Origin of the sequence: Aeromonas sp. L_1B5_3, assembly GCF_963866575.1 — a bacterium.
Lineage (GTDB): Bacteria > Pseudomonadota > Gammaproteobacteria > Enterobacterales > Aeromonadaceae > Aeromonas > Aeromonas jandaei.
The window spans coordinates 33,538-46,290 of sequence record NZ_CAWMDN010000113.1 but is presented as its reverse complement, the minus strand read 5'-3'; the positions used below and the strand labels follow the sequence as shown (position 1 = coordinate 46,290).

At 59.7% G+C, this 12,753-nt stretch carries 10 protein-coding genes; 6 read left to right on the top strand and 4 right to left on the bottom strand.

The features are described 5' to 3' along the window. Nucleotides 1-19: 19 nt before the first annotated feature. Genes AACR93_RS10365 through AACR93_RS10355 form a run of 3 tightly spaced genes read right to left on the bottom strand, consistent with a single transcriptional unit; the run spans nucleotide 20 to nucleotide 2,695 of the window. The gene (locus AACR93_RS10365; protein ID WP_041209503.1) at nucleotides 20-493 is read right to left on the bottom strand and encodes a DUF494 family protein; all 474 of its coding nucleotides are present in this window, start codon (nucleotides 491-493) and stop codon (nucleotides 20-22) included. Continuing rightward, nucleotides 486-1,601: a DNA-processing protein DprA gene (gene dprA, locus AACR93_RS10360; RefSeq protein WP_043850705.1), complete on the bottom strand. Its 1,116-nt coding sequence runs from the start codon at nucleotides 1,599-1,601 to the stop codon at nucleotides 486-488. The genes AACR93_RS10365 and dprA overlap by 8 nt, the downstream gene beginning before the upstream one ends. Nucleotides 1,602-1,603: 2 nt before the next feature. Then, nucleotides 1,604-2,695: a LysM peptidoglycan-binding domain-containing protein gene (locus AACR93_RS10355; RefSeq protein ID WP_043850704.1), complete on the bottom strand. Its 1,092-nt coding sequence runs from the start codon at nucleotides 2,693-2,695 to the stop codon at nucleotides 1,604-1,606. A 108-nt stretch (nucleotides 2,696-2,803) separates the two neighbouring features. Here AACR93_RS10355 and def point away from each other — a divergent pair, with 108 nt between their 5' ends. From def to AACR93_RS10330, 5 genes are all read left to right on the top strand, one after another. Next, the gene (gene def, locus AACR93_RS10350) at nucleotides 2,804-3,316 is read left to right on the top strand and encodes a peptide deformylase (protein WP_041209500.1); all 513 of its coding nucleotides are present in this window, start codon (nucleotides 2,804-2,806) and stop codon (nucleotides 3,314-3,316) included. 12 nt (nucleotides 3,317-3,328) lie between these two features. Continuing rightward, complete coding sequence (gene fmt / locus AACR93_RS10345; protein WP_043850703.1) at nucleotides 3,329-4,273, top strand: methionyl-tRNA formyltransferase; 945 nt, start codon at nucleotides 3,329-3,331, stop codon at nucleotides 4,271-4,273. A 60-nt stretch (nucleotides 4,274-4,333) separates the two neighbouring features. Then, a complete protein-coding gene (gene rsmB, locus AACR93_RS10340) occupies nucleotides 4,334-5,626 on the top strand; it encodes a 16S rRNA (cytosine(967)-C(5))-methyltransferase RsmB (RefSeq protein ID WP_041209498.1) in 1,293 nt (430 codons plus the stop codon). A gap of 79 nt (nucleotides 5,627-5,705) precedes the next feature. Continuing rightward, nucleotides 5,706-7,082: a Trk system potassium transporter TrkA gene (gene trkA / locus AACR93_RS10335; protein WP_033114770.1), complete on the top strand. Its 1,377-nt coding sequence runs from the start codon at nucleotides 5,706-5,708 to the stop codon at nucleotides 7,080-7,082. Nucleotides 7,083-7,178: 96 nt separating this feature from the next. Further along, nucleotides 7,179-8,621, top strand: a complete 1,443-nt coding sequence (locus AACR93_RS10330) for a TrkH family potassium uptake protein (protein ID WP_041209496.1) — start codon at nucleotides 7,179-7,181, stop codon at nucleotides 8,619-8,621. A 476-nt stretch (nucleotides 8,622-9,097) separates the two neighbouring features. Here the strand turns inward: AACR93_RS10330 and typA are convergent, their stop codons facing one another. Then, complete coding sequence (gene typA / locus AACR93_RS10325) at nucleotides 9,098-10,909, bottom strand: translational GTPase TypA (RefSeq protein WP_041209495.1); 1,812 nt, start codon at nucleotides 10,907-10,909, stop codon at nucleotides 9,098-9,100. A gap of 351 nt (nucleotides 10,910-11,260) precedes the next feature. Between typA and glnA the strand changes: the two genes are divergently transcribed. Next, nucleotides 11,261-12,670, top strand: coding sequence for a glutamate--ammonia ligase (gene glnA, locus AACR93_RS10320; protein WP_033114767.1), 1,410 nt, complete (start codon nucleotides 11,261-11,263; stop codon nucleotides 12,668-12,670). The last annotated feature ends 83 nt before the right edge of the window (nucleotides 12,671-12,753 follow it).

Genomic DNA, 12,753 nt, shown 5'->3' with positions numbered 1-12,753 from the left:
CCAGCGCGGCACCGGACTGTCAGTGAATGACGCCGTCTGACTCGTCAAACACCAGCTCTTCCATCTGCTGGTAGGCATTTTCACTGCCCGGCACGTTGAATAACACCATCATGACGACCCACTTGAGGTCATCCAGCTCGATGTCCGGTTTATCCAACTCGAGCAGGCGCTCGATGCAGATCTCGCGGGTCTCGGCGTTAAGTACCTGGGCTTGTTCCAAAAACAGCAGGAAACCGCGGCACTCGGTGCTGAGACGAGCCAGCTCTTGCGGAGCATAGATACGCATGGAGCCTTGCGCGCTGGCGGCTACATAGACCTCCCGCTCGCTATCATGCAGATTGGCCAGCCGCTCCAGCCAAGTCAGGGCCTTGTCGATCTCTTCCTTGTCAAAGCCGGCACGGCTCAACTCGTCGGTGAGTTCATTCTGCTCGACCATCACATCTGCATCGCTGTGGATGTAGGTCTCGAAAAGGTACATCAATACATCAAACATGATTCACCCTCCTCGCTCTGACGTATCCACCGGCGACCGCCGTGACTGCTCCTGCCAGCTCCAGCTCTACCAACCTGCCTAATACCACTTCGACAGGAAGCTGGGCCCGCTCGGCGACGGTATCCACACTTGTGGTCTCGTAATCTACGTTATCCAACAAATCTGCATAAGGCAATTCGCTATTATGCGATTGCTCAGATGATACGACCGGTTCCGGCAACCGCACTGCCCATTCGGGCAGCTCTTCCACTATATCGGCCGCACTCAACACAAGTTTGGCCCCCTGCTGAATTAATTTATTGCACCCGGTTGCCTGCCCGTTTTGCGGCGCTCCGGGCACCGCAAATACCTCGCGTCCCTGCTCCAGCGCATAGCGCGCCGTAATGAGCGAGCCACTCTGCTCGGTTGCCTCAACCACCAGAGTACCAAGGGATAAGCCACTGATGATACGGTTGCGGCGGGGAAAATGTTCAGCCAGCGGCCCTTTGTCCGGTGCCAACTCGGAAATCAATACGCCACCCCGCTCGAGTATCGCCGCCGCCAGCGCTTGATGACGTTTGGGATAGAGCTGATCCAGACCTGACCCCAACACCGCTAGGGTCATGCCTCCGGCGGCCAGGGCCTGCTGATGGCAGACGCCATCGATGCCAAGCGCGAGACCCGAGGTAATTGCCAAGCCACAGCCAACCAGCTCGCTACAAAGACGGGCTGCATTATCCTTGCCGGCATAGGTTGGATGACGGGTCCCCACCATCGCCAGCTGTGGAAGGGACAGCGCAGCAAGCTCACCACGGCAGTAGAGCAGCAAGGGGGCGGCGGGGATCTCCCTGAGCAAGGGAGGGTAAACGGGATGATCCTGCGAGAGCAGTGTATTGCCGGGCTGGGTCGCCCACATCAGACTCTGCTCGACAACAGGTGATGGCCAGCGCAATTGGCGGATCTGCTCTGACGACAATCCCATCTGGTGCAACTGCGTTTCGTCACACTGAAACAACAGCTGAATATCACCGCCAACCCGCTCCAGCAGACGAGACGCCGTTACCGGGCCAATCCCGGTGACGGCATCCAGCGCGAGCCAGAGTGCAAGGCGATCGTCAGGGTAGTGCACGGTCAGAAGTGAGTTACCTGATAACCAGTACTCACCATGTCCTTGCTCTGCATGATGAGGCCGTAACTCAGCTTGTCATACACCTTGAACAGCATGACCCGGGCAATCGCTTCGGAAGGCAGTGGCGCCTTTTTGTTGCTGCTGTAAAACACCTTGTTATAGACCGACGAGAGCTCTTTGTACTGGACAGTACCGTTCTTGGTGACCAGCGCAGCACCGGGACGGCGAATATCGAGCACATCGCCCGCCGACAGCAGATCCCGACTCCCCTTGTTGATGAGCACCACGTCGAACTTGCCACCGCCTCGCGCCTTGCTTGGCAGGTCGACGACATAACCCGGCTGGATGGCAGGTGCCGCCTTAGGCATGAATACGGCAGGCATGCTCTCCTGCTCGGGTAGCGGCATCACCTTGTCACCCTGCAGCACCTCCCTCTGGTTGTGAGTCAGAGTCACTTCGGTGCGATCACCATCCAGGCGCGCCACCGCTCGAACGATGCCGGTGAGCACGGCCTCCTGCCCAAGCAGTTCGCCTGTATCGCGATCCTTGTAGATTGCACCGGGATGGTACACACCATACACCTGGCCCGGGGTCAAAGCCCCCTGGACATAGAGAGTATCCCCCTCCAGCATACCGATATGTTTCTCATCCGACCCCAGCAGATAGGGCAGTTTTTTTCCTTCCTGAGCGTTGGCAAGAATATGGTCGGTCTGCAAAAACGGGCCAATCTCGCTGATAGGAAGGGTGGGAATAGGATTGGCTTTGCTCGCGTAGCGGTTTTTCGGGCTCAGGCGGATGACCTGCTTGCCCCCTTGCATCGCCTTGCCAAGACGGGGTTCGCCATTGACCCAGCTCAGTTGCAGCACGTCACCCGGGTAGATCCAGTGGGGATTGGCAATCTGAGGGTTGATATTCCAGAGACGGGGCCAGAGCCAGGGCTCGGAGAGATATTTGCCGGAGATGTCCCACAATGTGTCGCCTTTTTGCACGACATAGCTCTCGGGATAGCCGGCTTTAAGCTTCAGCTGGTCGGCCAGCAGAGTCGGGCTCGCGGCAACCAGCAGACAGGCCAGGATGGTTCGCTTCAGATACATAACACTCCCTGTTACTTCTGCGCGCAAAGTGTTGCTGTTTTTTGTCGGCGTAAATGACTAGAATTACGCCAATATTGACTGCATTTATACGAAACTAAAGAAAAAACTATGGCCATTCTAGATGTATTGCGTTTTCCCGATGAGCGCTTGCGCACCGTCGCAGCCCCTGTCGAGACCTTTACACCCGAGTTACAGCAAATTGTAGATGATATGTTCGAAACCATGTACGCAGAGGAAGGCATCGGCCTGGCTGCAACACAGGTGGACATTCATCAGCGCATCATAGTGATCGATGTCTCTGAAAACCGTGAAGACCCTCTGGTATTGATCAATCCGGAAGTCATCTCCCAGTGTGGCAGCACCGGCATCGAAGAGGGTTGCCTCTCCGTGCCCGGCAGCCGTGCTCTGGTGCCGCGTGCCGAACAGATCAAGATCCGCGCGCTGGATCGCCATGGCAAGCCATTTGAACTGGAAACGGACGACCTGCTCGCCATCTGCATCCAGCACGAGATGGATCACCTGATGGGCAAACTGTTTGTGGATTACCTGTCCCCGCTCAAGCGCCAGCGCATTCGCCAAAAGCTGGAAAAGATGGCCCGTGAAGATCGCAAAGCCCTCTGAGGATCTGCCCCGTTGAATAAGTTGAAACTGATTTTTGCCGGTACTCCCGACTTCGCCGCCCGTCACCTGGCGGCGTTGTTGTCTTCCGACCACGAGGTCGTCGCCGTTTATACCCAGCCGGACAAGCCCGCCGGTCGCGGCCAGAAGCTCACCGCCAGCCCGGTCAAAGAGCTGGCGCTGACCCATAATCTGCCGGTTTATCAACCGGCTAGCCTGCGCAAGGAAGAGGCGCAAGCCGAGCTGGCAGCCCTTGGCGCCGACCTGATGGTGGTGGTGGCCTATGGCCTGATCCTGCCCAAAGCGGTGCTCGATACCCCGCGTCTGGGCTGCATCAACGTCCATGGCTCTCTGCTGCCGCGCTGGCGCGGTGCCGCACCGATCCAGCGCTCCATCTGGGCGGGCGATGCCGAAACTGGCGTCACCATCATGCAGATGGATGTGGGGCTGGATACCGGTGCCATGATCCGCAAAGTGACCTGCCCCATCGCCGCCGACGAGACCTCCGCCAGCCTCTATGACAAGCTGGCCGAGCTGGGCCCGCAGGCGCTGGTCGACACCATCGATGCCATGGCCGCCGGCGACACCGCGGCCGAAGTGCAGGACGATGCGCTGGCCAACTACGCCGAGAAGCTCTCCAAGGAAGAGGCCCGCATCGACTGGTCGATGGACGCCGTCGCCATCGAGCGCTGCATCCGCGCCTTCAATCCCTGGCCCATCAGCTGGTTCGAAGTGGCTGACCAAACCGTCAAGGTATGGCAAGCCGCCGTCATCGACAGCGACCATGGCCAGCGCGCCGGAACCCTGCTCAAGGCCGACAAGCAGGGGATCGATATCGCCACCGGCAAAGGGGTGCTGCGCCTGCTGACCCTGCAGCCGCCCGGCAAGAAGGCGATGTCTGTGACGGACCTGCTCAACTCTCGCCGCGACTGGTTTGAACCCGGCACGCAATTGAATTGAACTGGATTGAATTGACACAAGCGGGGCCCAGGCCCCGACTTGCGCATCTAAGGTAACACTATGAAAACACGCGCACAGGCTGCTCTCGTTATTCAACAGGTGCTGGATCAGGGCCAGTCCCTCTCCGCCGTTCTGCCTGCTGCCCAGGAGAAGGTTGCGCCCCGCGATCGCGCCCTCCTGCAAGAACTCTGCTACGGTACCCTGCGCTGGCTGCCCCGCCTCGATGCAGCGGTCGGCGAGATGATGGACAAGCCGCTCAAGAACAAGAGCCGCATCTTCCACTACCTCATCCTGGTCGGCCTCTACCAGCTCATCTACACCCGCATTCCGGCTCACGCCGCGGTGGCCGAGACCGTCAACGCGGTCAAGCTGCTCAAGGGCACCTCCCTGCGTGGCCTCATCAACGGTGTGCTGCGCAACTTCCAGCGCAGCGCCGAAGTGATTCTGCTGCGTATCGACCGCGTGCCGAGCGTGCGCCTCGGTCACCCCGAGTGGCTCACCAAGCGCCTGCGTCAGGCTTATCCCGACGAGTGGGAGTTCATCATGGAGGCGAACAACCAGCGCCCCCCCATGTGGATCCGCAACAACAGCCAGCGCCAGAGCCGCGAGCAGATGCTGGCCCGCATGGCCGAAGCCGGCATCAATGCGGTGGCCGGTGAAGAGGGCGAGGATTGCATCCTGCTGGAGCGTCCCTGCGACGTGACCAAGCTGCCCGGCTTCGAGGTCGGCGACTGCTCGGTACAGGATGGTGCAGCACAACAGGCGGCCGCCCTGCTCGACCCGCAACCGGGTGAGTGGGTGCTGGATGCCTGCGCCGCTCCCGGCGGCAAGACTGCCCACCTGCTGGAGCGTCAGCCCAAGCTGGCTGGCGTGGTCGCCGTTGATGCCGACGAGAACCGCCTCAAGCGGGTGCAGGAGAACCTGGATCGCATCGGCCTGACCGCCAAAGTGATCCACGGCGATGCCGCGGCACCGGAACAGTGGTGGCCGGAGGGCCAGTTCGACCGCATCCTGCTGGATGCCCCCTGCTCCGCCACCGGCGTTATTCGTCGCCACCCCGACATCAAGTGGCTGCGCCGAGATCAGGACATTCGTGAGCTGGCCGAGCTGCAACGCCGGATTCTCAATGCCCTCTGGGGCAAGCTGAAGAGCGGCGGCACCCTGCTCTACGCCACCTGCTCCGTCCTGCCGGAAGAGAACCGCGAACAGATCCGCGCCTTCCTTGCCGCGACCAAAGATGCCAAATTGGTACCGTTGCACGAACAGGACACCCCGGATTGCCCGGGTCGCCAGTTCCTGCCGGGTGAAGCCGAGATGGATGGCTTCTACTACGCCAAGCTGGTCAAGCTGTGACGCTGACATGCTTCTTCCGGGGCAATCGCCATGCTGGCGGCATGCCCCTTTACTGCCTCAACGTGAGTAGACGTTCCCTATGAAGATCATCATTTTGGGAGCCGGCCAGGTCGGCGGCACTCTGGCCGAGAACCTGGCCGGAGAGAACAACGACATCACCATCGTCGATACCGACAGTGAGCGCCTGCGCGAACTGCAGGACAAGTTTGACCTGCGGGTGGTCAACGGCCACGGCGCTCACCCCAAGGTGCTGCGCGAAGCGGGCGCCCAGGATGCCGACATGCTGGTCGCTGTCACCAACAGTGACGAGACCAACATGATTGCCTGTCAGGTCGCCTACTCCCTGTTCAACACCCCGAACAAGGTGGCGCGGATCCGTTCGCCCGCCTATCTGACCGAGCGGGATCGCCTGTTCCTGCCGGAATCGGTGCCGGTGGATCACCTGATCGCGCCGGAGCAGCTGGTGACCGACTATGTACGTCGTTTGATCGAGTATCCGGGCGCCCTGCAAGTGGTTGATTTCGCAGGTGGCCGCGTCGGTCTGGTGGCGGTCAAGGCCTACTACGGCGGCCCGCTGGTCGGCAACGCCCTCTCCACCCTGCGCGAGCACATGCCCAACATCGAAACTCGCGTAGCAGCCATCTTCCGTCAGGGCCGCCCGATCCGTCCGCAAGGGACCACCATCATCGAAGCGGATGACGAGGTGTTCTTTGTGGCGGCGGCGGGCCATATCCGCGCCGTGATGTCGGAGCTGCAGCGCCTCGAGAGCCCCTACCGCCGTATCATGATCGTCGGTGGCGGCAACATCGGCGCCGGTCTCGCCCGTCAGCTGGAGAAGCGCTACAGCGTCAAGCTTATCGAGCGCAACCAGAAGCGGGCGGAGCAGCTCTCCGAGCTGCTGGAGAACACCATCGTCTTCTGCGGCGATGCGGCGGATCAGGAGTTGCTGGCCGAGGAGCACATCGACCAGATCGACGTCTTCATCGCCGTCACCAACGAGGATGAGGCCAACATCATGTCGGCGCTGCTCGCCAAGAAGATGGGCGCCAAGAAGACCATGGTGCTGATCCAGCGCGGCGCCTACGTCGATCTGGTGCAGGGCGGTTCCATCGACATCGCCATCTCGCCGCAGCAGGCCACCATCTCGGCCCTGCTGACCCACGTGCGCCGGGCCGATATCGCCAACGTCTACAGTCTGCGCCGCGGCGCTGCCGAGGCGATTGAGGCGATTGCCCACGGCGACGAGAACACCTCCAAGGTAGTCGGCAAGACGGTGGGCGAACTCAAGCTGCCGCCGGGCACCACCATTGGTGCCGTGGTGCGCGGGGATGAGGTGCTGATCGCTCACGATCGCACCAGGATCCAGCAGGATGACCACGTGGTCATGTTCCTGGTGGACAAGAAGTACATCCCGGAAGTGGAACGGCTGTTCCAGCCCAGCCCCTTCTTCCTGTAACGGGCCCATGGCCGCTCACTGTCACGCCAGACCCGGCTCAGCCCCACCAGGGGGATGCTCCGGGTCTTTTTTCAATCACCGACCAGGTTATCGAACATGATCAAGCTGCGTCCCATCATCTTTACTCTCGGGCTGGTGCTCTCCAAGCTGGCGCTCTTCATGTGGCTGCCGACCCTGCTGGCCCTGCTGACCGGCTCCGAGGGGTTCGTCGAGTTTCTCAAATCGGTGCTCATCACCCACGGCGCCGCCCTGCTCTGCCTCCATTACGGGCGCAAGGCAGAGTTTCATCTGGGGGTGCGGGAGATGTTCCTGCTCACCACCTCGGTCTGGGTGGTGGCCTGTATCTTCGGGGCGCTGCCCTTTGTCTTCATCACCCACATCAACTTTACCGACGCCTACTTCGAGACCATGTCTGGGGTGACCACCACGGGCTCTACCGTGCTCTCCGGCCTCGACAACATGGCCCACAGCATCCTGCTGTGGCGATCCATCCTGCAGTGGTTGGGCGGGGTCGGTTTTATCGTGATGGCGGTAGCTGTGCTGCCCTACCTCAACGTCGGCGGCATGAAGCTGTTCCAGACCGAGAGCTCGGACTGGTCGGATAAAAGTGCGCCACGGGCCAAGACGGTGGCCAACAACATAGTGCTGGTCTATCTGGTGCTCTCCATGCTCTGCATGATGGCCTACTGGGCCAGCGGCATGACGCTGTTCGAGGCGATCAACCACTCGATGACCACCCTCAGTACCGGCGGCTACTCCACCTCCGATCAATCCATGTCCCACTTCTCCAACTCGGCGCACTGGATTGGCACCCTGTTCATGTTCCTCGGTGGCCTGCCCTTCCTGCTCTACGTGCAGAGCCTCAACCACCGGGATTACAGCCTGTTCAAGGATGCCCAGGTACGCGGCTTCTTCTGGCTGGTGGTCTGGGTCACCGCCATCATGACCTTCTACCTGTGGGAGCGGAACCTGTTCGACTTCTGGGATGCCCTGCGCATCAGCTGCTTCAACATCGTCTCGGTGCTTACCACCACGGGCTTTGGCCTGGGTGACTTCGGTACCTGGGGGCCGCTGGCCAGCATCACCTTCATCGTGCTGCTGGCGCTTGGCGCCTGCTCGGGCTCAACTGCGGGTGGCCTCAAGATCTTCCGGGTACAGGTGGCCTTTGCCCTGTTCAAGAAGCAGATGCGCCAGCTGATGCACCCCTCCGGCGTATTTCCCCAGAAGTACAACGGCCGGACGGTCAACGACGCCATCATCCGCTCGATGATCTCCTTCGTGCTGGCCTACTTCGCCATCATTCTGGTGATCGCGGCACTGCTGGCCGCCATCGGGCTCGACCCCCTCACCTCCATCTCCAGCTCCATCACCGCGGTTGCCAACGTGGGGCCAGGGATGGGGCCGGTGGTCGGCCCCAGCACCAACTTCGCCAGTCTGCCCGACTCGGCCAAGTGGCTGCTGTCGTTCGGCATGCTGCTGGGACGGCTGGAGATCCTGACGGTCGCGGTGCTGTTCTTCCCCTCGTTCTGGCGCCAGTAACGCGCAAGTAACGACGCCCGCCACCGGTGGATAACAACCGGTGGCGGGCGTCGTTTTTTATGCCCCCGGATCGGGCACCACCCTGTAACGGCCTGGCATAAGCCACAGAGAGCTTCAGGCAGCCCAAGTCGTTCACATAAGATAAAGCTGGGCCATTAAGGCAAAATCCATAAATTAAATTTATAGCGATTGCTTTGGCTCACCCATAAGAGCCCACCCCTGCCAGCAGGCCCGGTAAGGCCATCTTCCGATCTGCAGAGCCCTGCCTCCAGAACACGCCCTCTGCATCGAGCCATAGCAAGCCAAACGCCCATTGAAAGCCTGTCACGCGCGGCCGCAGCGCTTATCCACAAGGCAAGGTGTAACTGAACCGCCCAGCCCAACGCAGATAAAAAAAGGCCCAAACCTGAGGTTTGGGCCTTTCTATCAGCGAATCGTCAGCAACCACGAGGGCTACCGAGACTCAGCACATGGGATTAACCACGGCCAGAGCGCTTGCGATCCAGCTCGGTCAGCAGCTTCTTACGGATACGGATGCTCTTCGGAGTGACTTCTACCAGCTCATCGTTGTCGATGAACTCGAGAGCCTGTTCCAGAGTCATGCGGATCGGCGGAGTCAGAACCTGAGCTTCGTCGGTACCGGAGGCACGCATGTTGGTCAGCTGCTTGCCTTTCAGGCAGTTAACAGTCAGGTCGTTGGAACGGGAGTGAATACCGATCACCTGGCCTTCGTACACTTCGGTCGCGTGACCGATGAACAGACGACCGCGGTCTTGCAGACCGAACAGGGCGTAAGTCAGTGCCTTACCGGTAGCGTTGGAGATCAGCACGCCGTTCTGACGCTCACCGATGCTGCCACCCTTGTGCGGACCGTAGTGGTCGAAGGTGTGGTAGAGCAGACCGGTACCGGAGGTCATGGTCATGAACTCGGTCTGGAAGCCGATCAGGCCACGGCTCGGGATCATGAAGTCCAGGCGAACGCGACCCTTGCCATCCGGGGTCATGTTGGTCATTTCGCCCTTACGCAGACCCAGCTGCTCCATGACGGAACCCTGGTGCGCTTCTTCCACGTCCACAGTAACGGTTTCGAACGGTTCTTGCAGTTCGCCGTCAACGGTACGCAGGATTACTTCCGGACGGGATACCGCCAGCTCGTAACCTTCGCGACGCATGTTTTCGATCAGGATGGAGAGGTGCAGTTCACCACGACCGGATACACGGAACTTGTCCGGATCATCAGTCTCTTCCACGCGCAGGGCCACGTTGTGGACCAGCTCCTGGTTCAGACGTTCCAGAATGTTGCGGGAGGTCACGAACTTGCCCTCTTTACCGGCGAACGGTGAGGTGTTGACCTGGAAGGTCATGTTCACGGTCGGCTCGTCAACGGAGAGCGGCGGCAGCGCTTCAACAGCACCGTTGTCGCAGATGGTGTCGGAGATCTTCAGCTCGCCCAGACCGGTGATGGCGATGATGTCGCCAGCTTGCGCATCGGCAACTTCGGTACGGGACAGGCCCAGATAGCCCAGCACCTGACCGACTTTACCGTTGCGGGTCTTGCCGTCGGCACCAACGATGGTGACCTGCTGGTTGGTCTTGACGCGACCACGGGTGATACGGCCGATACCGATAACGCCCACGTAGGAGTTGTAGTCCAGCTGGGAGATCTGCATCTGGAACGCGCCTTCGGTGTCAGCTTTCGGGGCTTCCACGTTGTCGACGATGGCCTGGAACAGCGGCTCCATGTTCTCGGACTCGACGTCCTGATCCATGGTGGCCCAACCGTTCAGTGCAGAGGCGTAAACCACTTTGAAGTCCAGCTGTTCGTCAGTCGCACCCAGGTTGTCGAACAGGTCAAATACCTGATCCATTACCCAGTCAGGACGAGCACCCGGACGGTCAACCTTGTTGATGACCACGATCGGCTTCAGACCCTGAGCGAATGCTTTCTGGGTCACGAAACGGGTTTGCGGCATCGGGCCGTCAACGGCGTCAACCAGCAGCAGCACGGAGTCAACCATGGACAGTACGCGCTCAACTTCACCACCGAAGTCGGCGTGACCCGGGGTATCAACGATGTTGATGCGGTAGTCATTCCAGCGGATCGCAGTGTTCTTGGCGAGAATGGTGATGCCACGTTCCCGTTCCAGATCATTGGAGTCCATGATCCGTTCCTGGCCTTCCGTGGAGCGGTCCAGGGTACCGGACTGCTGCAGCAGTTTGTCCACCAGCGTCGTTTTGCCGTGGTCAACGTGCGCAATAATCGCAATATTGCGTAAATTCTCTAACATTCTCGCCTCAATCACCGGGTAAAATTGGGCGCTAATTGTACTCTTGCCTTTGTGATCTGCCTAGCAGAATTGCAGTACATTCGCGCATGACAACGGATCTGGATCATAGACCTCGTCTGTAAACCCTGCTTATATGGGGTGCGACCGCATCTTGCGCACTATTTCAGTGCACCAAAACGATCCACGGTCGCACCCTTTTGATGCAACACCAGTCGAGATTGCCTGCTTTTGGGGAACCACCGAGACGGGATTGCCCTGAAATCAGGCTGTCACAAACTTGGCACGATACTGGCTTATGTGAATACGACGACGCATTCACCCAGAGAGTTTTAACACCGGAGGTTATTTAGCATGTCAGTCCAGAACGTTTTGGCCCTGATCCAGGAACACGAAGTCAAGTTTGTTGATCTGCGCTTTACCGACACCAAGGGCAAAGAGCAGCACGTATCCATCCCTGCCCATCAGGTTGATGAAGATTTCTTCGAAGACGGCAAGATGTTCGACGGCTCCTCCATCGGTGGCTGGAAAGGCATCAACGAATCCGACATGGTACTGATGCCGGATGCCGCCTCCGCCAAGCTGGATCCCTTCACCGAAGAGACCACTCTGAACATCGTGTGTGACGTGCTTGAGCCTGCCACTATGCAGGGCTACGACCGCGACCCGCGCTCCATCGCCAAGCGCGCCGAAGATTTCCTGAAGTCCAGCGGCATCGCTGACACCGTGCTGTTCGGGCCGGAGCCGGAATTCTTCATGTTCGACAACATCACCTTCTCCAACACCATGGGCCACAGCTTCGTGAAGATCGAATCCGAAGAAGCTGCATGGAACTCCGGTACTGCCTATGAGCATGGCAACAAGGGCCACCGTCCGTTCGTGAAAGGCGGTTACTTCCCGGTTGCGCCGGTCGACTCCTCCCAGGATATCCGTGCCGCCATGTGTCTGGTGCTGGAAGAGATGGGCCAGGTTGTTGAAGCTCACCACCACGAAGTGGCTACTGCCGGTCAGAACGAGATCGCTACCCGCTTCAATACTCTGACCCTGAAAGCGGACGAAGTGCAGGTACTGAAGTACGTGATCCACAACGTGGCCCACGCCTACAACAAGACCGTCACCTTCATGCCGAAACCCATGTTCGGTGACAACGGCTCCGGCATGCACTGCCACCAGTCTCTGGCCAAGAACGGCGTCAACCTGTTCGCCGGCGACCTGTATGGCGGTCTGTCCGAGATGGCGCTGCACTATATCGGCGGTATCATCAAGCACGCCAAGGCCATCAACGCCTTCGCCAACCCGACCACCAACTCCTACAAGCGTCTGGTTCCGGGTTATGAAGCACCGGTCATGCTGGCCTACTCTGCCCGCAACCGCTCTGCCTCCATCCGTATCCCGGTGGTTCCGAGCCCGAAAGCCCGTCGTATCGAAGTGCGCTTCCCGGATCCGGCAGCCAACCCGTACCTGGCCTTCGCAGCTCAGCTGATGGCCGGTCTGGACGGTATCATCAACAAGATCCATCCGGGCGATGCCATGGACAAGAACCTGTACGACCTGCCGCCGGAAGAGGCTGCAGAAGTACCGACCGTTGCCGGTTCTCTGGACGAAGCACTGGCCGCTCTGGATAGCGATCGCGAGTTCCTGACCCGTGGCGGCGTGTTCAGCGATGACTTCATCAACTCCTACCTGGAACTGAAACAGCAGGATGTTGACCGTGTGCGCATGACCCCGCACCCGCTGGAGTTCGAGCTGTACTACTCCGTCTAAGCCGAAAACTGCTGTCCGGTTAATCGGACCAGCTTGCCCAATCGTGACAAAACCCGCCATCTGGCGGGTTTTTTCTCTGATAG

Coding starts and splice junctions, on each gene's coding strand:
- rsmB (WP_041209498.1), top strand. CDS start 4,334: ATGAAAACACGCGCACAGGCTGCTCTCGTTATTCAACAGGTGCTGGAT.
- AACR93_RS10355 (WP_043850704.1), bottom strand. CDS start 2,695: ATGTATCTGAAGCGAACCATCCTGGCCTGTCTGCTGGTTGCCGCGAGC.
- AACR93_RS10365 (WP_041209503.1), bottom strand. CDS start 493: ATGTTTGATGTATTGATGTACCTTTTCGAGACCTACATCCACAGCGAT.
- trkA (WP_033114770.1), top strand. CDS start 5,706: ATGAAGATCATCATTTTGGGAGCCGGCCAGGTCGGCGGCACTCTGGCC.
- AACR93_RS10330 (WP_041209496.1), top strand. CDS start 7,179: ATGATCAAGCTGCGTCCCATCATCTTTACTCTCGGGCTGGTGCTCTCC.
- glnA (WP_033114767.1), top strand. CDS start 11,261: ATGTCAGTCCAGAACGTTTTGGCCCTGATCCAGGAACACGAAGTCAAG.
- typA (WP_041209495.1), bottom strand. CDS start 10,909: ATGTTAGAGAATTTACGCAATATTGCGATTATTGCGCACGTTGACCAC.
- def (WP_041209500.1), top strand. CDS start 2,804: ATGGCCATTCTAGATGTATTGCGTTTTCCCGATGAGCGCTTGCGCACC.